Raw genomic sequence first — 22613 nt, 5'->3', positions numbered from 1 at the left:
CGCCCCACCGCGAGTCACTGGCACCACTGCGCCCACTTAATCACACCCTAGCTATAAAATATTATGCAATTTGGACACTTCGATGACGCATCACGCGAATATGTAATCACCCGACCAGATACCCCAAAACCATGGATTAACTACCTCGGATCAGAATCCTTCTTCGGTCTCATCTCTAACACCGGCGGTGGATATGCCTTCTACCGAGATGCCAAACTCCGCAGACTCACACGCTACCGATATAACAACATCCCCCTCGACTCAAATGGACGCTACTTCTTCCTCAGAAATGAAAATGGGGAATTCTGGTCCACCACCTGGCAACCAGTCCGCAAAGACCTCGACCACTACGAATGCAGACACGGACTCGGCTACACCAAAATCAATGCCGAATACGACAATATCCAGTCAGAGGTCACCTATACTGTACCTCTCGGCGAAACACTCGAACTCCATCGCCTCCTCCTGCGTAACCCTGGCAAACAAACCCGTAAAATTACCCTCTTATCATTCGTTGAGTTCTGCCTCTGGGATGCCAGTGAAGACGATAGAAACTTCCAACGAAACCTCAGTATCGGGGAAGTCGAGGTCGAAGACTCAACCATTTACCACAAAACTGAATACCGCGAACGCAGAAACCACTACGCCTACTACAGCGTCAATCGCCCCATCAACCACTTCACCACCGACCGCGAAAGCTTCACAGGCACCTACGGCTCACTCGAAGCACCAGAAGCTCTCATCAAAGGTCAACTCGGTGATCAGATCGCTTCCGGTTGGTCCCCAGTTGCCTCTCACCAAATCGAACTCACTCTCGAACCCGGTGCCGAAGAATCCCTCATCTTTGTCCTCGGCTACGCCGAAAACCCCAAAGACCAAAAATGGGATGCCAATGGCAACCTCAACAAGTCCCAAGCAAAAACCGCCATCGAACGCTTCGCTACCGACGCCGCCCTTGAAAAAGCTCTCGCCGTCCAGTCCGCTTCATGGGACGCCATACTCGCCCCCTTCCAACTCAATAGTAACGACGATAAACTCGACCGTATGGTCAACATCTGGAACCCATACCAGTGTATGGTCACTTTCAATATGTCACGCTCCGCATCCTACTACGAGTCTGGCGTCGGCCGTGGAATGGGCTTCCGTGACTCGAATCAAGACCTCTTGGGCTTCGTCCACCAAGTGCCTGCACGCGCACGCCAACGCATCCTAGATATCGCAGCCACGCAGCTCCGCGATGGCGGCGCCTTCCACCAGTACCAGCCCCTAACCAAACGCGGCAATGCCGATATCGGCGGCGATTTCAATGATGACCCACTCTGGCTCATCCTCGGAGTCGGCGGCTACCTCCGTGAAACAGGTGACTTCTCTATCCTCAACGAATCCGTAGATTTCGAGAACGATTCCACTCTCGCCTCCCCGTTGTTAGAGCACCTCGATCGCTCATTCCAATTCACCCTCAACAACCTCGGCCCACACGGACTCCCCCTCATCGGCCGCGCCGATTGGAATGACTGCCTCAACCTCAATTGCTTCTCTGAAGAACCTGGCGAGTCATTCCAAACCACCGCAAACCAGGAAGGAAAAACAGCAGAGTCACTCATGATCGCCGGCCTCTTCGTCTATGCCGCAAAAGAATATGCCTCCCTCCTCCAATACCTTGGCTACGATGACAAATCTAACACCGTCCTCAACGCTGCTGAAGATATGATCAAAACCATCGATGCACATGGCCGTGAACCCGAGTGGTTCCTCCGCGCCTACGACTACTTCGGCGAAAAAGTCGGTAGCCCTGAATCAAAAGACGGCCAAATCTATATTGAATCACAAGGCTGGTGCGTCATGGCCGGCTGCGGCCACCATGATGGATTCGCCCAAAAAGCGCTCAACTCCGTTTCCCAAAGACTCGGGACTGACCACGGACTCGTCCTCCAAGACCCGCCCCACGCTGAATACCAACTCAACCTCGGGGAAGTCACCTCCTACCCACCGGGCTATAAAGAAAATGGCGGTATCTTCTGCCATAATAACCCCTGGATCATGATCGCAGAAACCATGCTCGGAAATGCCGATAAAGCATACGATTACTACAAACGTATCGCCCCTGCGTTCCGAGAAAGTATCTCAGAAATCCACGGCCAAGAACCCTACGTCTACGCCCAAATGATCGCAGGTAAAGCTGCCCCCCGTCACGGTGAAGCTAAAAACTCTTGGCTCACAGGCACTGCCGCCTGGAACTATGTCGCAGTCACCCAACACATTCTTGGAATCCGACCAGGATTCGCCGGACTCATCATCGAACCTTGCATCCCCAAAGAACTAGACACTCTAAACATCACACGCTCATTCCGTGACTGCGAATACCATATCACCATTCGCCCTAGGCAGTCAGATGAAGCAGCCGGAATCATTGTCAATGGAGTCCGATCTCAATCTAACGAAATCCCACCACAACCACGATCTACAATCGTTGTAGAAGCACTCTACTGAGACAAGCATTAGAGAAACCTAACAAAATCTAACTTATTTAAACACCTTCACCACAATACACACGTGTCCGAGCGTGAGACTGCCTCTAACTCTCACACTCCTACACATAAAAAGCCCCCTGCGTTGCTCTCTGCAGGGGGCTTTTTCGTGATCTATTTACAGCACTAGGAGTCAGACCCTTGTGCCGAAACCAAGGCATTCGCCTTCTCGACACTGCTTTGATCAAGCTGCTCTATCTTCACCTTGATTTCTTTGCCTCTTGCATTCTTGAACACAAATGTCTCGCTGTTCTCAATCCGCAATAACTTCGCGTTGATAGTCGAGCCTTTCGCAGACTTCCAATCCGTCATCTCAGGGTTGAGAATTTTCACGACTCCCGGATCCTCCTCAGATTCTACATCAACCTCCAAGCCCGACACCTTCAAGGCCCCTTGCTTCTTCAGCTCTCGAATCTCCTTCTTCGCATCGCGAAATAAACGTGAATACTCCCCGTACTTCATATCTGTATAGCTAAAAGACTCAACCACCTGTGTAGTGTCGGGAGTCGTAATAAGCATCTTGGGTACGTAATTTACATTAATCTCCTTGAAAGCTTGCTTCAAATGCTTTGGAAGAACCTTCATATCATAGCCATTGTTGGCATCCACAAAAACGGTCACGCCCCAACTCTTCACTGCATCCATGGCTGCCAAACTGACAGTCCCACTGCAGGTCGCTCATTTTGGCCGTAACTTAATGTCAGAATACATAAAACATAGCGGCTTTTCATCTTCCGCCGCTACCCTGCGAGCCTCATCAAGGTCATCTATCCGATAGACCTTCTTGTGCAATTCTAACGCCTGACACACGATGGAACTCACTAACATTGTAAATACTACAAGTAATTTCATCACACGTATTCATAATGATTTTGTACAATCATCGCAATCTAAAAATAATCCACACTCAACCCCGCACTTAGCACGCTACCGTACATACCAAACAGCAGCGTGCCAAATGCAGGCCTCGCCCATACAAATTGACTGGGCTACTACCCTTTGTATTTCAGGGTTTGGGAAAATCACTCTTCAGCAATGCTACAGCTACTCTTGCCATGGAAACAACAAGTAGTAACCCAGTCAGAAGTAGAGGTAACTCCCAGCAATATCCTGACACCATTATTGCTTACCACTCCCCGAAACTATAGGATAAAGAGCCTTCGCAAAAAGGGCTGCTCCCTTGATCCCAAAATGCACCGGATCCTCCACTCGATCCTCACGCAAATTCTTTTCCGAACTGATCCTCTCTCCAGCCACATAATGCAAATGCTGATCACCACCTTCACGCAACTCAGCCACAAGCTTTTCTAATCCCTCCCTGTACGCATCCGTCTTATAGTCCGTCTTTTTCGACTGCGTATTCTTCGTGTAGGTCATACCAATACAATACACCTCAGCTTCCGGATGGTGCTTTCTAAGCTCTGCCAACCACCCTCGGTATGCCTCAGTATACTGAGCCGGACTCTTACCCTCAAAACACCAGTCGTTATAACCCACCAAGTGCGTGATGACATCTATGCGCTCCCAATCCCCCAGCTGCCTCGCCACAGGAATCGATACCTTCCCACCACCCACTGCCAAATTATAATAATCATAACCTAACATCTTAGCTAACAAGTACCCATAAGTCTGATAACTCGCCGAGCCCTGACCCACTCCATGTGTGATAGAATCACCACATGCCACATACACACTCTTAGGCTTCTCAACCCCACGAAAACTCGCTCCCTCATCAATCTCTATCCCTAACAATTGTGGGTTCGATAAACTTGGTAACACCACCTCAAACTGGCGTAGACCCGCACCTCCATCCCCCACACTAAAGCTACAGTCCACACCGTCCTTAGGCTTAAAATCGTAAGATTTGAACCACTCCCCATTCACAAAGACCCCAAACTGTGAACCGCGATTCACTTCTCCTTCCTGAACCCGAAACCTCAACTTCACAGACGCGCTGTCCGTCTCAAATCCAATGCGCACCCCCGTCGTCGTCTGTCCTTTCTGCCAATTAAATCCCATCTCCTTTGCCGGCAGTGAAGCAATGCTCTTAGCAAATCTCGAGAAACGCATAGCAGCCTCCCCCCTCTCAACATAGCGGCACCCCATCACCGTAATTCTAGGGTCCTTAGGCTTGATACTCTGCTGTGCACTCACAGATCCACAAACCAGCATCACTCCCAAAATCCATCCATAATAGTTCATCCCCACATCCTACCACAGCCACCGCATCCATTGTCACACTTCGAAATAGATCCAAAAGAACCAACGACTTGTGATTCTGAGAACCTCATCTCACTTTGGGCGCATTTGCACAGATCCGCTGGAAACATTCGACCTGCCATTCCCTTGCTGCTGACCCCACCCAATGCTCGAATGAAGAAAATAGATCACCACAAACACAACGCACACTATGAGTAAAAACTACGGCTATTTCGATGACGCAAAACGAGAGTACATTATCACTGACCCCATGACCCCCACCAAGTGGACCAACTATGTGGGTACAATCGACTTCGGTGGTATCGTAGATAATACCGGCGGCGCACTCCTCTGCGCTGGGGACCCTAGCCTCAACCGCATCAACAAATACATCCCCCAACAACTCGATACCGACTTCAAAGGTGCCACCCTCTACTTGCGTGTCAAACACTCTAACGGATACTCACTCTACTCCCCATTTTTCACGCCCTGCCTCACCCCACTCGATAGCTACGCCTGCCATGTCGGACTCTCCTACCAACGCATTGTCTCAGAATGTGCAGGCTTAAAAATTGAGGCCACCATCTTCGTCCCCACCGAATCAAAAGTTGAAGTGCGCGACATCACCGTCACCAACCAATCCAACCAGCCTCTCGAGGTCGACCTCATCCCCGTCGTCGAATACAGCCACTTCGAAGCGCTGAAACAATTCACCAATGCCGACTGGGTTCCCCAAACAATGATGAGTGAAGCCATCAATGACACTCCTGACACACTCACCTTGCTGCAGTACCCATTCATGCGCCGAGATGGCCTCGTCAACTTCCTCACCTCCGACCGCCCCGTAGATTCCTTTGAGTCAGACCGTAAAAACTTCCTCGGCGTCACCGGAACTTGGGCCGCCCCACAAGCACTTACCCTAGACTCCCTCTCAAACTATGAAGCCCGTCGCGGCGATAATATCGGCTCACTCCTCATCAAACTCGGTTCCATCACCCCTCAACAATCCAAACGCACCATCGTCCTAACAGGTCAAGCAAGCCGAGACACATACGCCGAACTCATCCACCAATTCCGTGACCACAATGCCGTCGATGCAGCCTTCGCTGGACAAGCAAAATACTGGGACGACTACCTCTCATCCTACCAATGCGAAACTCCTGATGCCAACTTCGATGCCATGATCAATGTGCACAACCCACGTCAGTGCCAAACCACATTCAATTGGTCTCGCTACCTCTCACTCTACCAACTCGGCCTCGGTGCACGTGGACTTGGCTTCCGCGATTCCTCCCAAGACTCCATGGGCGTGCTCGCTTCCATCCCAGCCAAAGCCAAAGAGCTACAAAAAAAGCTCCTCAGTATCCAAAAGCCAGACGGCTCAGCCATGCACCAGTTCTACCCAGCAACGATGGAAGCTAACGAAGGTGACTCACGTGAAGAAGGTGAAAAACTTACTTATGGAGATGACCACCTCTGGATTATCCTCGCCGTCACAGCATATATCCGAGAAACCGGTGACTACGACTACCTCAATGAATCTATCACCTTCTACGACAAAAACCTCCCGCTCGACCAACGCGAGGCAGCACCAGTCATCGACCACCTCGAACGAGGCCTCCACTATACCAAACACAACTGCGGCAAACATGGTATCCCCTTGCTCGGATTCGCCGACTGGAATGATACCGTCAACCTCCCAGGTGACGCCGAAAGCTTCATGGTTGCCTCACTCTACGGTGCAGCATTGTTAGAAGTCATCGAGCTCTTCGACTACCTCGGAAATGAAGCAAAAGTGGCCCAATACCAAGCTGACCACGCAGACATGAAAAAGGTCTTTAACGACCAAGGCTGGGACGGGGAATGGTACCGACGCTACTACACCGCCGATGGCGCACCCATCGGCTCAAAGTCTAACTCACACGGCAAAATCTACACCAATGGCCAATCCTGGCCCGTCATCGCCGGCTTTGCAGGTGAAGAACGTGCCCAAATCGCACTCGATGCCGTCGAAGAAAACCTCAATACCAAATTCGGTATCAAACTCAGTACCCCAGGCTATGATGGCTATGACCCTAACCTAGGTGGAGTCTCCACCTACCCACCAGGTGCAAAGGAAAATGGCGGGATCTTCCTCCACTCCAATCCCTGGATCATGATTGCCAATACCATGGTCGGCAACGGCGACCGCGCATACAAATACTTCTGCCAAATCAACCCCGCTGCCCGTAACAAGGACCTCGACACCTACGAAGTCGAACCCTATTGCTTCGCCCAAAACGTGCTGGGCGACGAACACCCACAATTCGGACTCGGACGAAATTCTTGGCTCTCAGGGACCTCATCGTGGACCTACCAAGCAGCCACTCAGTACATCCTCGGCGTCAAACCCAGCCACCACGGCCTCCAAATCCAACCCTGTATCCCACGTGATTGGAAAGGATTCACTGTCCGTCGCAGCTTCAGAGGTGCCAACTATGCCATCAAAATCACCAACCAAAACAGCAGTGACCAAACCGTCAGCCACCTCACCGTCAATGGCGAAATTATCCCAGGCAATACCATCCCCATCGCCCAACCCGGAACCCAAAACACTATCGAAGTTACCCTAGGTGCCGCCTGCCCAGAGCACGCCGTCGCCTAAGACCATTCTCATCCAACTTTTCTGGTAGCAATCAAGCCAAGTCGCTCACCCCGTGAGTGGCTTGGCTTTTCCCGTTTAAACCATAACAAACTCATAACCAACCCACTACAAGAACACATAAAACACATCCACGCTCCAAACGGTGGATCTGATTTATTATTGAGTGTACAATGTAAATGCAGCATAATGTACGCTAATCCACAATTCTCATGATATAACTAACATCCGCGATCCATTGTCATCCCCCCAAAAAACCGCATTATCAATGATGCACAACATTCATCAGGAGCATGAAACAAAGTAAACCCACCCCACATCCCTCTGCCCATCCACGCGGCTTCGCCCTCATCGCCAGCCTCTCCATCATGGTACTTCTTATCATGGTCACCGTCGGCATGCTCACCCTGTCCAAACAAGAGAGCCGAAGCTCCGAAGAAGAAAAAGCCATGATGGTCGCCAGAGCTAATGCACGTCTCGCTCTCATGCTCGCTCTCGCCCAAATCCAAGAAGCCGTCGGCCCCGATCAACGCACTACCGCCACAGCTGGCATTCTCGATGATAATCCCTTCACCGAAGAAATCGACGGTATCAATAACCCGCACTTCCTCGGCGTCTGGCGCACCGACGGACTCGAATACGCTGGTATCAATGCCGGTATCTTTGTCGACCAAAATGGTCGCCTCTTCGATAAACGTGTCCAAGATGATAAAACCCCTGGCCCTCAGTGCCTCGAATGGCTCGTCAGTGGTGATGTCTCTAACGTCCGCGACCCACTTCCCGGAAATGAAGGAACCGACTTCCTCACCATCGCCAGAGACCCTGAAACCACGGATGGGACCAATGACGTCAAAGTCCCTCTCGTCTCCATCGAATCAAGTAGCCTTCATCAAGGAAGCTACGCCTACTGGGTCGCTGACGAAAACCTCAAAGCCAAAATCAACCTACCCGACCCTAATAAGGACAAAAACCCCAATTGGTCAGATCCAGGAGATGGTGGCTTCGCAAAACTCTTCGCCCCAGCTAGTAACAATATGAGCGAACGTTGGACCGATCACAACGAACTCACTGAGGAACAAAACCACAAGATCCTCTCCAACGAAAGTGTCGAACTAGCTCTCAGTGAAGTTGGCTCCGGTACCACTTTCCACGACTTCACCACCCATTCATACTCTCTCTTTACCAACCTACGCGATGGCGGCCTCCAACAAGACCTCACCGCATACCTTGAGAGCTCCAGTTCACTACCCGCCCTTGGCCCCAACCGTCCCGGAATCAACGATAGTGACCCGATTATCAATAAAATTAGCCAACGCGAAACGGTCTCACCGCGCTTCAGCGCCCTCAAATCTTGGTACCAACTCTCAGATGCCGTTTCTGGCCCCCTCGGCAACCGATCAATCGAACCTCAATTCCCCGATATGGTAGGTAACCGAGTGGCCCTAGCTAGCGTCTCCAAACAACAAATCACTCCGGTGATGACCGAGGCCATGCTCTACATGCGCCACACATTCAATAACCGCCAACCCATCCTCCTCTATTACCCCCGCGTCGTCCTCTGGAATCCCTACAACGTCAAACTTCAGTCCAAAGGATACTTTGTCTATTTCCATTCCGATAAAAATACCCAAATGGATATCCGCTACCAAGGTGACCAACAGGGTGACCCTTTTCTTTCCGCAGATGCTGATATCAATTTCAATTTTACCTCTAACTGGGAACGCCGACCAATCTTTTACCTCGAACCCACAGAACTCCAGCCCGGCGAGGCCCTCGTCTTTACCACTAAATCCGCAGCCTCCATGCTTGGTGGCAAAGCTAGAAAGCTCAATTACGAGGGCTCAGACCTTCGCGGCAACGTCCTTTCCGCCCGAGAGGATCCAGCAGACAAATACTGCTTCTACTCGGGCCTACACCTGCGCCTCCCAGGAATTGCTGATTGGCAGTTCGAAGCCTCGCTGCCATCTAACACCAACATGGACACTATCTCCTACAGCCACCCTGAGGAGCTCACTTGGCATGGAAGCAGTGAAACCCAGTCCATCGTCCTCTACGCAGACAATGCCTCCAGCCCCGTAGGCTACCGTGACCTGCCATCTGGTGATGTCCCAGAAATCAGCGCCATGCGCTTCGATAACTATAGCCGTGATAACAACGGCCGTTGGGGACCGAGCTATACCCCTACTCCCCAATACACTCGTATTTCTGACGCTCTAGCAGCAGGCCCAGATACCATCACCCATTTCGGTGGGAGAATGCGCTGGTTCGATCCAGATTACTCCAACAAAGTTTTCGGAGAGGCTCTCAGAGAACCTTGGTACAATGCACCAATGGCCTTCGGCAATGTCCGTAGCCCGAACCACTTCCGCTGGCTCCGTGATAACATGTACGGACAACGATACAGCGATATCAACACTGGAACCGGGGGAGCCAGATCTCATTTATATTCATATGGAATGATTGCCCAAACACGTCAAGCTACTGGGTGGTTAGATCCTGCCGTGCTACCCACACTCTCTTCCTCTCTTCGTTACCGAACCGCAGTCTTCCAATCCGCAGACACTGCTAACGCTTTCCGCACCTACCCAATGTTTGAAATCCCAAACAAGGAAGTCGGACTTTTTTCTCTCGCTGGTCTCACCCACGCTCAGGTCTCGCGTTACTGGTGGCAGCCTACCTACCCCATCGCCAACTCATTGGCACCTAACAATGTCCCCCTCCACACCACCGCTCTCGATAATGCCAACAACCAAGAATCCAAAGAAAAATCAGAGACCCTCTCCACCCTTATCTTAGGACATAATGACCCAATCACTCAACTCAGCCAAACCAGTGGAAACCCTCTCACCACTGACCTTTCCTTCGAGCTCAACTACTCCCTCTGGGATCGCTTCTTCCTATCAGGGCTCTCATATAGCCAAGGCTCTGGCGGGTGGAACAATGGCACTTGGCCAGACGAAGAACCATTGCCAAACCCTCGCCTCATACTTAATCCTTACAACTCAAAAAGTGGTGAGTTCGCCGAGACAGCAGACTTCAATAAAGCGGCATCCAGCCTCCTCATTAATGGTGGGTTCAATGTCAACTCCATCAGTGTGAAAGCCTGGGAAGCAACCCTCAAGTCCTTCAGAGACATCACACTCAAAACCCGAGACGGCAAAGAAGAACATACCTCGTATATCTTTAGCAGATTCCTCGTCCCAGAAACTACTGGCCCATCCAACGAACCTCGCCTCTTCAATAATACCTACCAAGAAGATGGTCTCTGGAATGGATATCGCTCCCTAACTGATGAACAAATCACCACTCTTGCTGAAAATATTGTTAGGGAGAATAAGCGACGCGGACCCTACCTCACAATGGCTGATTTCATAAACAGACGCCTCAGTGATAAGAGCGATGAAACACAAATTGCGCGTTCCAGCGCACTCCAAACAGCCATTGATAATAGCCCTATCAATGCCCGCTTAGATAACAAGCCCGACACCACTTACAATATGCCAAAGGCCAGCACTGCAGATAGTGGAGCCTATGTATACGGCGCTGAATATTGGGGCGGGCATAGCCGTACCCCAAAAAACCAAACCTATGAAACATTCAATACCCGCGACTCAGAGAACAATACACGCTCTAAAGCGACTGGTGCTCCCGGATATCTCATGGCTTCAGATATTCTCCAACAGATCGGCTCATTCATAACAGCCCGCTCCGACACCTTTGTCATCAGAGCCTATGGTGACGCCAGAGACGCCAACGGGAACATCATCAGCCATGCCTACTGTGAAGCTGTCATCCAACGTACCACCACCCCCATTGAGCCCGATCCCGCTACCGGAAATCTAGACCCCATCCCACCTGAAAAAGATAAACCGCACTTCGGTAGAAAATGCGAAATTGTTGCCTTCCGTTGGCTCAAGAACGACGAAATCTAACCCACCCCCAGTATGCAGCTCACACATAAATTTCTCGCTTTTGCTCTCACATGCGTCGCCATCTCAGCATGCCTCCAGACGCAAGCCATCGCACAGAATAACCCAGAACAACAGGCCAAGGAAGAAGTCCGCAAAATCTCTCTCCAAATCGCCCCTATCGGCCCAGTCCGATTAGCCCAGTTCGGTAGAGTCAAAAAAGCCCCAGCCCCCCCTAAGCCCGACACTCAAAAACTCACACCAGAACAAATCGCTCTCATGAATAAACCTCAGGACTCAGCGTCCACTGGCCAAGAGAGTGAAAAAATTGATTCTGCAAAAGCTGCCGGAGGAAGCACCGACTTCTCCGTCATCCTCGCCCCAGAAGACGAAAGGCCTCCAAATCGACTCTTTGTAAAAAACGCTGAAAATGGATTCCAACAAATCATCTGCACACTCAACTCAGTCTCCGCGCCAGTAGAAATCCCAATCAAAGGTGAATCCCTCAGCCTCTTTACCCAAACCCCAGCCAAAAAGGCTGGTGAAAAACCTACTTACACAAAATTCGCCGACTTCAAACTACCAGCCGGCGATCGTTCCGTCCTAGTCACCATCACCAAACCACTTAAAACAAAAAAGTGGAAAGACCCCATCGTCTCAGCTCACGACCTCACCCAACTCGCCCCTGGCTCCATTACCATCATTAATACCAGTGCAGAACAGTTGATCTCATGCAAAATTAATGACCAACAAAAACAACTCGGTAAACGACGTGGACGAATCAGCTTCAATGGTGAATCTAACAGGAAGGTCGCCAGAGTCGCCCTCTTCAGCCAATTCGGCCAACGAGACGAAGACACCAATGCCTTAATCCCATTTCATGATGGCTTCTACCCACTCAAAGAAAATAGAAAAACCCTCTTCCTCATCTACTCTGTCACCAAAAAAGAATCCCCTAAAGGTGCAAAGTTTATTCGTACCAGCATCGAAATCTAAACCAACTCACCTCGCGTGACATAGCGTAAGATCTCGACTACTTGACTCACTTCCGATGCCACTGCACATGCGGCGGCATCGATTTCTTTTAAAGCGTGTTGGTACTCTTCCGGGTGCACAATGATTAACGGCTTACCGAGTGCTGACGCCATACCCGCATCATATGCAGCATTCCACTGGCGGTACTTGTCTCCAAACTTGACCACAACGACGTCCGCCTTCTCTATCATCGGCCGAGTACGTATCGCATTGACTCCAGCCCCTTTCCTGTCGTGCCAAAACGGCTGCTCCTCAGCTCCGAGAATGTGTCCCCCACACGCATCACTCGCTGCGTGATCTGTCACAGGTGAAAAAAAGCGTACCGCCAAGCCCTCCCGATCTGCAGCTTCCTTAAGCTCTTCTCTCCAGTTCGTGTGAATCTCTCCTGCTAGATAGACGTTCCAGTGCATCATGTCGCCCCATCATTGCCTCTATTTCGGCACCGTCGAGAACTTTAAACCCTCAACCTCCCGAATGTCCCCATTCTCACCCACCGAGATCGGATAAAATGCAAAGCACCACTTGTACGCGCGCCCAGCCTTCACCAACACCTCATTCCATCCCTCCTTCAGCTGAATCTTAGATGGTTCCCTCGCACTGTAGATCTCATTGGTCAATGCATACTCCATCCCCACCTTCTTACTCTTCCACTCGGGGGGAGCCACTCGCTCACCATTGATCCATAGATTACACGCAGGATTACCATCCCAGTCGCCCGCCTGAGGAATCCGCTCCCCACGCTTGTAACCAGATGCCGCTATCGTGTTGAAGTCAATCCATGCATCTACAACTTGATCCTTCGGGCTATAAATATAACTGAGCGCCCAAACAATGTCCTTCCCCTTCGGAAATTCCTTCAAATGACTCGGAAATTTGAAGAAGTGCCTCAGGTGAATGACTGCCCCATTCTTCGTATCTCCCCAAGTATACGCACCATAGCTCTCACCCACCTTCCCCTTTTCCAAATCTTCCACTTCACCATCTGCCACCGGACCTAATAATTGCCACTCCACCTCATGTGTGCGTAATGCCAAAAATGGCAGTCCACTCATAAACCTATCACGTTGCTCTAACAATCTTTCCTCAAAGTTCACATAGGAGGCAAATGCCTCAGTGCCACGCGCTGGCAGCTTACACCAATACTCAGGCTGGTCCTTCTCTACTCCCTTCCAAACAGCCTCAGAGTAAGCCACGATTGCCGAGAGCACAGGAGCATTCAACAATGCCTGTTTCTCATCATCCACCTTCGTGTCCGGCCAATAACACAAAATACCTCCTAAGTTCGTCTCATCACCGTGTGGCACACGACAAGGTTGTTGGAAATGCAAACGCGTCGCAAAATTCAAGGCCTGCAGGTAATTGAGATAGTTAGCCCTCGAGTCAATATGACGCAACTCTGGCAGCGGTTTGGAGCTCGCCCAAGTTTGCTGAATCTGCTTCGTATCACCCTTTATATGCATGCCATGAACCCACCCCACCACATCACGTCCATTCTTCTGAATCACAGCATGAAGTGCTGGTAAATAATCCGCACCCACTCGCTCGGCTGGACGTGATGCCTCATCCGTGCCCACATGAATATAAGGCATTTTTTCCTTTGGCACTAAACTGCACAGCTCATCAAACAACTTCACCATCGCTTCTTTGGCTCTCGGATCTTTCATTGTAGGAATCCCTAACGCCTTGCGGAATGCGTCACTGTGCCCAGGGCTGTTGAACTCCGGAATTACCGTCATTCCTCGTGCCCAACAATAATCTACCAAATCAACAAATTCCTCTTGTGTGTAGTACTTCCCTGGCTTGCGCGTGAAGGTATCTATCCGCTGTAACTCCGGAAACACCTTACTTTCTAATCGCCATCCGTGATACTCAGTCACATGAAAATGAAAGGTGTTCAGCTTATAACGTGCCGCAAGATCAATCTGCATCTTCAGCTGCTCAATAGTCTGAAAGTTCCTTCCTACGTCCTGCATAAACCCACGAATTCTAAAAGCTGGATAGTCCCTAATCTCACACACAGCCACCGTCGTTTTCCCCTCCTTACGCACCATCAATTGACGCAAGGTCTGCAGCCCATAATTCAATCCCTCCACGGCATTTGCCGTGATCACCACGCCCCGCTTCTCTACAACAATAGAATAAGCTTCCTTCTCCTGACCTTCCCACTGCTGCGGTACTGCTACCCTCCCTAACCTTAGCACTAACTTCAACTCTGCCTCAGACTCTACCCTCACAGCATGCGCAGCCAGCAAAGCTTCAATCTCTATCCCTACCTGATCCATCCTCGCATTCTCCAGATTAGGTAAAACCAAATTCACATTACTCAACTCAATCGCTTTGCCCGCCCACTCTACCTCTTGAGGTAGAGGTAACAAACTCGGCTTCTCTGGGTTCAACTTCTCTACGCCTGCCCAGCTCGACTTCAGCCCCCCTAGTAAAAATAGTACAAACCAAAGTAATCGTAAATTTAACATCGTTTTCATCATGTATTGAAGACAACCATACTACCACTACTCCCCCCTCTCTTCCATGCTTCAGCTGGTCCTCAACATCAACCAGTACACAAAAAAAGGGCAGCCCTCTCAGGCTACCCTCCCAACACATTAGTACAAAAATAATTACTTCACCTGTGCATGGGTACTCAGGATAGAAACCCCATTGCTATCTTCCCCGAGCGCAGGATTGTAGAAGTGCACGTAGCTCACTCCATTCGGTGTCGCATGCTGACAGGGGATCTTGATCGTCGTCTTGCGACCATCCAGTGACAAGCTTGCCTCACCCTTCTCTCCTACCTGCTTCCAAGTGATCGCAAGCTCGTGGGTTTTGCCTGGTGTCAGCAACTTCTTGCCTGACGCGGTCTTGCCATCTGCGTCGATCTTCAACACATAGTTGGCAAACTGGTCCACGCTGTGGTCAGTCGCATTGAACCATCGATCACAGAGCGCAATCTGCAATCCTGCCCCACCCTTCTCCAAGCGCACCTTCGTCGTGAGACGCCCCGTGTCACCCGCTGGGAAGTTCCAAGTCGCTCCCTGGTTTTGATTCGTCAAACTAGGATCGTTGACGCGCAACAATCGCAAAGCCCCATCCTGCACCTGCGCGCCTGGCGTGCGGTTATACGCACAATGACCCACGTACTTGCCAATGTACTGGTGCGTCGTCCAGTCCTTCAGCCCATCCTTCGCAATGACTGAGCTACGCTCCTTCTCATAGAGCCAACGCACATCCATGATCACCAATCGACGATGCATCGCATGCTGACCACAGGTCAGCAACACGCGGTTCGCATCTAACTGAAGCACTTCAGCCTGATGCTTGCCGCGATCTTGATGCCCTTTATAGGTGCCGTAATCACCACGGTTGCGATGCTCATCCAGAATGATTTCGCGGAACCCAATCCACGTCTTGCCATCATCCTCAGAGATTGCCGCATGAATCGTATCACGGTTCGTAAACGCGTCTTCTCCACGTCCAGTTGCCGTCTCAATTTCCGGTAAAGAAGTCGTGTTCGACCACAAAAAAAGCATCCGCCCGTCTTCCATCCTGAAGAAAGTCGGCATCGTAATCGTCCCCCAGAACCGCGATGGCTCAGCCGGACTCCAAGTCTTACCAAAGTCTTCAGAGAAGCTCTCGTAATGCTGGTCTTGCGCCGTGCGTGCCACCATCCAGAGCTTCTTGTCCTTCAGCTCAATGACCGTCGCTTCCACCATCCCGTGGTTCCAGCGCGTCCCCTTGTGGACCCCACCTGGCTTATGCGCTGGCGATTGAACCTTGTTAGAACGCTCCCAGCTCAATCCCTGGTCATCAGAATACCAAGTCCAAGCTCCACCACCGTGACCCGGCACCAGAACTCTCTTATTGTTATTAACCCATATGGGATTTCTCAAAATACCTCCCAACTTGAGACCCTCACCATTCTCAGCTAAAACTAGCTCCCACTCCCCATCAAGACCACCACTAGTTCGATATAGCCCATCCATCTTATTCTTGCTGCTGTAAGCCGGCTCCACACGCATGAACTCTCCTGTCACTGGGTTCTTTGCGATCGCAGGCGACTCCTTACTCATGCGTGTGGCCCCTGGATAACTCTTCGCCAGTGGTACAGCCTTCCAAGTCTCACCATTATCCAAAGACTGAAGCATCTGCTTCCCTCCCTTACCTGGATAGTGACGAATCTCTTCTTCAGAAACGCGAACTAAACCCCGCCCCCCATCCGCCGGCGGCGTCCCCACCACACGCGGTGCCTCATGCGCCAAAACACAAGTTACTGACGCTGCTGCTAATAAAGCATATTGTTTCATCATCTTAATAATTGTTTGTAAGAACCACCCCCCTTACTCGGGCGATTTTGCTGAAAATTTTAAACCCTCAACTTCTCTGTAGTTCCCTCCATCCTGCTGCACAGGGCTGAAGGAAAAGACCCATTTAAATTTTCTAGCAGACTTCACTAACACCGTATTCCAGCCCTTCTTTAAATGTATCTTGCTAGGTGCACGTGAAGTGTACACATGGTCAATCAGTGGAACTTCCTTCCCTAACTTCCCATCGTGTTTCCACTTCGGCGGATCAATTCGTTTGCCATTCAACCAAATATTACATGCTGGATGCGCACCCCAGTCCCCCTGCCTCGCCGCTCCCGCACGATCATCCGAGCTAGAAATCGTATTGAAATTAATCCAGGCATCTACCTCCTGATCCTCCGGACTATAAATATGCGTGTTCGCCCACACAATGTCCTTCCCCTTCGGGTGGTTATTTAAGTGCCGACTAAAGTTAAAGAAATGCCTCGTGTGAATCGCCGCACCCTGTACTGGCTTTGTCCAGTTGTATGGCTTTCCATCCACCTCATAACTATCTTTAATCTCACCACGCTCTAAATCCATCAGCTCATTGTCAGCTACTGGCCCTAACAACCTCCATTGAATGTGGTGCGTCTTCACCATCTTGAAAGGCGTATGACCGAGAAACCGATCGCGTTGCTCCGCAATACGTTCCTCAAAATCGACATACGCTTCAAACTCCTCTGTCCCAATCAACGGTAGTTTCGCCCAATACTCATTTCTATCTTTCTCTATCCCCTTCCAAACAGATTCAGAATACGCCACCATTGCTGGGATCACCGGATTGTTCGTCAATGTCAGCTTCTCATCCTCAACCCTCGTGTCCGGCCAATGCGCTAAAATCCCTCCCAGCTGCATCTCACTACCATGTGGAACACGACATGGCTGTTGGAATAGCATCCTTGAGGCAAAGTCTAACGACTCTAAATGGTTCACATAGTTCGAACGTGAGTCAATGTGCCTAACACCCTTCATCGGGCGATACTGCGCCCATGTCTGCTGGATCTGCTTCGTATCCCCCTTGATGCTCATTCCCTTCCACCAACCTATCACTTCGCGACCATTGTCGTACACTGCCTTGTGTAGCGCCGGAAGGTAATCCGCATCTACAAATTCCTCTTTGTAGCGCACCTCATCCGTTCCCACATGTATGTAAGGCATACGCTCCTTACCCACCAAAGAACAAAGCTCATCAATCAACTCAATCATCGCCTTGATTGCTCTCGGGTCTTTCATCGTTTGCACCCCGATACCCTTACGAAAGGCCTTACTATGCCCTGGGCTGTCAAACTCAGGAATGATGGTGATCCCCCTGCGCCAACAATACTCAGACATCTCCTTGAACTCTTCCTGCGTGTAGTACTTTCCTACATACCTCTCGAAGCTGCTGTCAGCCTGTAAATTCGGATAAACCTTACTCTCCAGTCGCCAACCATGATACTCAGTAAGGTGCCAATGGAAGACATTATATTTGTACATCGCCATCACATCTATCTGCATCTTCAGCTGCTCTAAGCTCTGAAAATTCCGCCCCACATCGTGCATGAATCCCCGAATTTTAAAGGCAGGATAATCACTCACTTCACAACCAGCCACGCTAGTCTTACCCTCATCATACACCATCAGCTGGCGTAAAGTTTGAACACCACGGTACAACCCCAAACTACTATTTGCCGTGATAACCACACCACGCTTCTCGGAAACTAATCGATATGCCTCCTCACTTTGCCCCTTCCATTGCTCTGGACATTCCACATCGCCAAGCTTGAAGACGAGCTTCTGCCCCCCTTTCTTCTGATCCAAATGATTCGCTCGAAGTAATGATTCTACTTCCATCTTCAGTTGATCTAACAAGATACCTTTCCCTCTTGGATACACCACCTCCACAGAACTCCAATCCACAGAGTCTTCCATCCATTCAATCTCCTGCGGCATCGGTAGCAAGCCAGGCTTCGCCCTATCCACCGCATACATCACCCCACACAACAACCAACTCAATAGAATAACTACCCCTCCTAACAGGGATGTTTTGCCTTTCCTTATACAAGTTCTCATAGCCCAAGGCTACGACCACCTTCCACAAAGTTAACACCCATCCACTTGGTCTTTATTCAGACCAAAACTCCTCAGGCTCAAAAAAAGGGCAGCCCTCTCAGGCTACCCTCCCAACACATTAGTACAAAAATAATTACTTCACCTGTGCATGGGTACTCAGGATAGAAACCCCATTGCTATCTTCCCCGAGCGCAGGATTGTAGAAGTGCACGTAGCTCACTCCATTCGGTGTCGCATGCTGACAGGGGATCTTGATCGTCGTCTTGCGACCATCCAGTGACAAGCTTGCCTCACCCTTCTCTCCTACCTGCTTCCAAGTGATCGCAAGCTCGTGGGTTTTGCCTGGTGTCAGCAACTTCTTGCCTGACGCGGTCTTGCCATCTGCGTCGATCTTCAACACATAGTTGGCAAACTGGTCCACGCTGTGGTCCGTCGCATTGAACCATCGATCACAGAGCGCAATCTGCAATCCTGCCCCACCTTTCTCCAAGCGCACCTTCGTCGTGAGACGCCCCGTGTCACCTGCTGGGAAGTTCCAAGTCGCTCCCTGGTTTTGATTCGTCAAACTAGGATCGTTGACGCGCAACAATCGCAAAGCCCCGTCCTGCACCTGCGCGCCCGGCGTGCGGTTATACGCACAGTGCCCCACGTACTTGCCAATGTACTGGTGCGTCGTCCAGTCCTTCAGCCCGTCCTTCGCAATGTCTGAACTACGCTCCTTCTCATAGAGCCAACGCACATCCATGATCATCAATCGACGATGCATCGCATGCTGACCACAGGTCAGCAACACGCGGTTCGCATCTAACTGAAGCACTTCTGCCTGGTGCTTGCCGCGGTCCTGCTTCCCATTGACAGTACCGTAATCGCCACGGTTGCGATGCTCGTCCAGAATGATTTCGCGGAACCCAATCCACGTCTTGCCATCATCCTCAGAGATTGCCGCATGAATCGTATCACGGTTCGTAAACGCGTCTTCACCACGTCCAGTTGCCGTCTCAATTTCCGGCAAAGAAGTCGTGTTCGACCACAAGAAAAGCATCCGCCCGTCTTCCATCCTGAAGAAAGTCGGCATCGTAATCGTCCCCCAGAACCGCGATGGCTCAGCCGGACTCCAAGTCTTACCAAAGTCTTCAGAGAAGCTCTCGTAATGCTGGTCTTGCGCCGTGCGTGCCACCATCCAGAGCTTCTTGTCCTTCAGCTCAATGACCGTCGCTTCCACCATCCCGTGGTTCCAGCGCGTTCCCTTGTGAATCCCACCTGGCTTGTGCGCTGGCGATTGAACCTTGTTAGAACGCTCCCAGCTCAATCCCTGATCATCAGAATACCAAGTCCAAGCTCCACCACCGTGACCCGGAATCACAATCCGCTTGTTATTGTTTACCCATAACGGGTTTCTCAAAATGCCTCCTGGGCGCACAGCATTGCCGTCCTTGTCGCGCACCAAGTTCCAGGTCCCGTCAATACCACCCTCAGTGATATAAACCCCGTCGTTGTTGTTCTTGCCACGATAAAGTGGCTCAAAACGGATATACTCTTTCGTCACAGGGTTCTGCGCAATCGCTGGCGATTCCTTTGAAAGACAAGTCGCCCCAGGATAAGTCTTTGGCAATGACACAGACTTCCATGTCTCGCCATTGTCCAAGGACTGAAGCATCTGCCTCCCACCTTTACCAGGGTAGTGACGGATCTCCTTCTCTGATACGCGAACCAAGCCACGCCCTGCGTCCGCAGGTGGTGTGCCGACCACACGTGGTGCCTCTACTGCTAACAATTGGGTCGCCAATGCGCCCGCTACTAATACTGAATATTTCATTTCTCTGCTTAAGGTTTAGTTGCCGAGTACTTCAGACCTTCTACCTCGCGGTATGACAGACCATGCTTCTCCACTGGGCTAAATGAAAACACCCACTTCCATGTCGGTGCAGACTTCACTAACACTGTGTTCCAGCCCTTCTTTAATTTGATCTTCGCCGGTTCACGGCTCGTGTACACGTTGTCAATAAGGGCAAGCTCCTTGCCTAACTTCCCTGGATTCGCCCACTTCGGCGGGTTCACCTTCTCACCATTAATCCAAATGGCACACGCCTTGTTGGAACTCCAGTAACCATCCAAAGCTGACCCCGCACGGTCATCAGATGTGGAAATCGTGTTGAATCCTATCCAAGCATCCACTTCCTGGTCCACTGGGCTGTACACGTGAGTATTTCCCCACACGATATCCTTCCCTTTCGGCTTGCCACCATAGTGACTCGCAAATCCAAAGAAGTGACGTGAGTGAATCGCTCCGCCATACACTGGCTTGCTCCAGTTGAACTTGGCACCATCCACATCATAGCTTTCCTTCACAATCCCCTTCTCAAGATCAGGCACTGCCCCATCTGCGACTTGACCTAACAAGCGCCACTCGATCGGATACGTTTTCACCATCGGGAATGGCACATTGCTGTGGAAACGATCACGTTGCTCCGCAATGCGATCCTCAAAGTCGGCATACGCTTCATACTCAGCTGTGCCCTTGCTCGGCAACTTTGCCCAATACCCACCATAATTTCCAGCATGTCCCTTCCACACCCCCTCAGAGTAGGCAACAAATGCTGGAATCACTGGGTTATTCGTTAAGATCAACTTCTCGTCGTCCACCTTCGTATCTGGCCAGTGACACAACACTCCCCCCAATTGGATGGAATCTCCATTCGGCTGACGGCAAGGTTGCTGGAAAAACATGCGCACACCAAAGTCTAATGCCTCTAAGTGGTTCACATAGTTTGAACGCGAGTCAATGTGCTGGCACCCACCCCATGGATTCGATTTCGCCCATGTCTGTGCCACCTGCTTCGCACCTTTGAAAGTCATCCCACTGCACCAACCAATGACTTCTCGGCCATTGTCCTGCACACACTTGTGCAATGCCGGTAAGTAATCAGCATTCACCCGCTGCTTGGCTTGGCGCACTTCGTCCGTACCCACATGCACATAGGGCATCTTTTCCTTAGGTACCAGAGAACACAACTCATCAATCAACTCAGTAATAGCCTTGAGTGCTTTCGGGTCCTTCATGTTGTCCACTCCCACACCCTTCATGAAAGCATCCGAGTGACCAGGGCTGTCAAATTCTGGAATCACTGTGATGTTGCGTGCCCAGCAAAAGTCAACCAAGTCGATGAATTCCTTCTGCGTGTAGTACTTTCCTGGCTTGCGCGTGAAACTGGAATCCGCCTGCAGGTTCGGATAAATCTTACTCTCAAGCCTCCAACCGTGATACTCGGTACAGTGGAAATGAAACACGTTCAACTTGTGCTTCGCCATTACCTCAATCTGCATCTTCAGCTGATCGAGCGTCTGAAAGTTTCTGCCCACATCGTGCATCAAACCACGAATCTTGAATGCCGGATAATCTGTGATATCACACGCTGCTACCGTCGCTTTTCCGTCCTTGTGCACCATCAATTGACGCAATGTCTGTACCCCATAATACAAGCCAGACACTGTGTTCGCGGTGATCACAACTCCGCGCTTCTCAGCCACCAATGAATACGCTTCATCCTCTTGCCCCTCCCACTGACCTGGCACCTCTATTTTGCCAATCCGTAAACGGATCTGCTGGCTTGCATCATCGGCCACCGCCACCTTGTTGCGCTTCAATAATGCCTGTAACTCAGTCTCAATCTGGCGCATGCGTAAGGGCGCATCCTTCACTTGAGGAAGCACGACCTTGACCTTCTCAAAGGCAATCGCCTGCTCCCCCCACTCCAAGGCCTGAGGAAGGGGTAATAATCCAGGCTGGGCCGCCTGTACTCGACTGTCATCAGCTCTGAGCAAAATTGCGCTCATGCCAAAGAAACACAGAGCTATTGCCCTGCACATTTTTTTTCGTTGGGATCTCATATAGTTGTAGATGTTGGAA

At 50.7% G+C, this 22613-nt stretch carries 13 protein-coding genes; 4 read left to right on the top strand and 9 right to left on the bottom strand.

Features of this window, described 5'->3' with window-relative positions; translation table 11 throughout:
• Window positions 1-63 precede the first annotated feature (63 nt).
• Entirely contained in the window at window positions 64-2490 is a 2427-nt protein-coding gene (locus ACFSW8_RS11785) for a glycoside hydrolase family 94 protein (protein ID WP_377087609.1), read from the top strand.
• Between the two features lie 164 nt (window positions 2491-2654).
• Here ACFSW8_RS11785 and ACFSW8_RS11780 read toward each other — a convergent pair whose 3' ends face one another.
• The 3 genes from ACFSW8_RS11780 to ACFSW8_RS11770 form a co-directional block, all read right to left on the bottom strand.
• The gene (locus tag ACFSW8_RS11780) at window positions 2655-3173 is read right to left on the bottom strand and encodes a hypothetical protein (protein ID WP_377178308.1); all 519 of its coding nucleotides are present in this window, start codon (window positions 3171-3173) and stop codon (window positions 2655-2657) included.
• 33 nt (window positions 3174-3206) lie between these two features.
• Window positions 3207-3380, bottom strand: a complete 174-nt coding sequence (locus ACFSW8_RS11775) for a hypothetical protein (protein ID WP_377087614.1) — start codon at window positions 3378-3380, stop codon at window positions 3207-3209.
• Between the two features lie 267 nt (window positions 3381-3647).
• Window positions 3648-4682: an SGNH/GDSL hydrolase family protein gene (locus tag ACFSW8_RS11770; RefSeq protein WP_377087617.1), complete on the bottom strand. Its 1035-nt coding sequence runs from the start codon at window positions 4680-4682 to the stop codon at window positions 3648-3650.
• 256 nt (window positions 4683-4938) lie between these two features.
• Between ACFSW8_RS11770 and ACFSW8_RS11765 the strand changes: the two genes are divergently transcribed.
• The 3 genes from ACFSW8_RS11765 (at window position 4939) to ACFSW8_RS11755 (ending at window position 12272) form a co-directional block, all read left to right on the top strand.
• Window positions 4939-7371 carry a glycoside hydrolase family 94 protein gene (locus tag ACFSW8_RS11765; RefSeq protein ID WP_377087619.1) on the top strand — a complete coding sequence of 811 codons (2433 nt, stop codon included), beginning with the start codon at window positions 4939-4941 and terminating at the stop codon, window positions 7369-7371.
• Between the two features lie 290 nt (window positions 7372-7661).
• Complete coding sequence (locus ACFSW8_RS11760; RefSeq protein WP_377087622.1) at window positions 7662-11300, top strand: hypothetical protein; 3639 nt, start codon at window positions 7662-7664, stop codon at window positions 11298-11300.
• Between the two features lie 12 nt (window positions 11301-11312).
• Window positions 11313-12272 carry a hypothetical protein gene (locus ACFSW8_RS11755; RefSeq protein WP_377087624.1) on the top strand — a complete coding sequence of 320 codons (960 nt, stop codon included), beginning with the start codon at window positions 11313-11315 and terminating at the stop codon, window positions 12270-12272.
• Here ACFSW8_RS11755 and ACFSW8_RS11750 read toward each other — a convergent pair.
• From ACFSW8_RS11750 to ACFSW8_RS11725, 6 genes are all read right to left on the bottom strand, one after another.
• Entirely contained in the window at window positions 12269-12724 is a 456-nt protein-coding gene (locus ACFSW8_RS11750) for a YtoQ family protein (RefSeq protein WP_377087626.1), read from the bottom strand. The two genes, ACFSW8_RS11755 and ACFSW8_RS11750, sit on opposite strands and share 4 nt — an antisense overlap.
• Before the next feature lie 18 nt (window positions 12725-12742).
• Entirely contained in the window at window positions 12743-14785 is a 2043-nt protein-coding gene (locus ACFSW8_RS11745; RefSeq protein WP_377087628.1) for a family 20 glycosylhydrolase, read from the bottom strand.
• A 144-nt stretch (window positions 14786-14929) separates the two neighbouring features.
• Window positions 14930-16615 (bottom strand): sialidase family protein, encoded by a 1686-nt coding sequence (locus tag ACFSW8_RS11740; RefSeq protein ID WP_377087632.1) that lies wholly within the window; start codon window positions 16613-16615, stop codon window positions 14930-14932.
• A gap of 30 nt (window positions 16616-16645) precedes the next feature.
• Complete coding sequence (locus ACFSW8_RS11735; protein ID WP_377087634.1) at window positions 16646-18706, bottom strand: family 20 glycosylhydrolase; 2061 nt, start codon at window positions 18704-18706, stop codon at window positions 16646-16648.
• A 133-nt stretch (window positions 18707-18839) separates the two neighbouring features.
• Window positions 18840-20522, bottom strand: a complete 1683-nt coding sequence (locus ACFSW8_RS11730) for a sialidase family protein (RefSeq protein ID WP_377087636.1) — start codon at window positions 20520-20522, stop codon at window positions 18840-18842.
• Between the two features lie 8 nt (window positions 20523-20530).
• Window positions 20531-22540, bottom strand: coding sequence for a family 20 glycosylhydrolase (locus ACFSW8_RS11725; RefSeq protein ID WP_377178306.1), 2010 nt, complete (start codon window positions 22538-22540; stop codon window positions 20531-20533).
• Window positions 22541-22613 lie beyond the last annotated feature (73 nt).

Source organism: Rubritalea tangerina, from assembly GCF_042683245.1.
Taxonomy (GTDB): Bacteria; Verrucomicrobiota; Verrucomicrobiia; order Verrucomicrobiales; family Akkermansiaceae; genus Rubritalea; species Rubritalea tangerina.
This window is presented reverse-complemented; position numbering and strand designations above follow the sequence as displayed.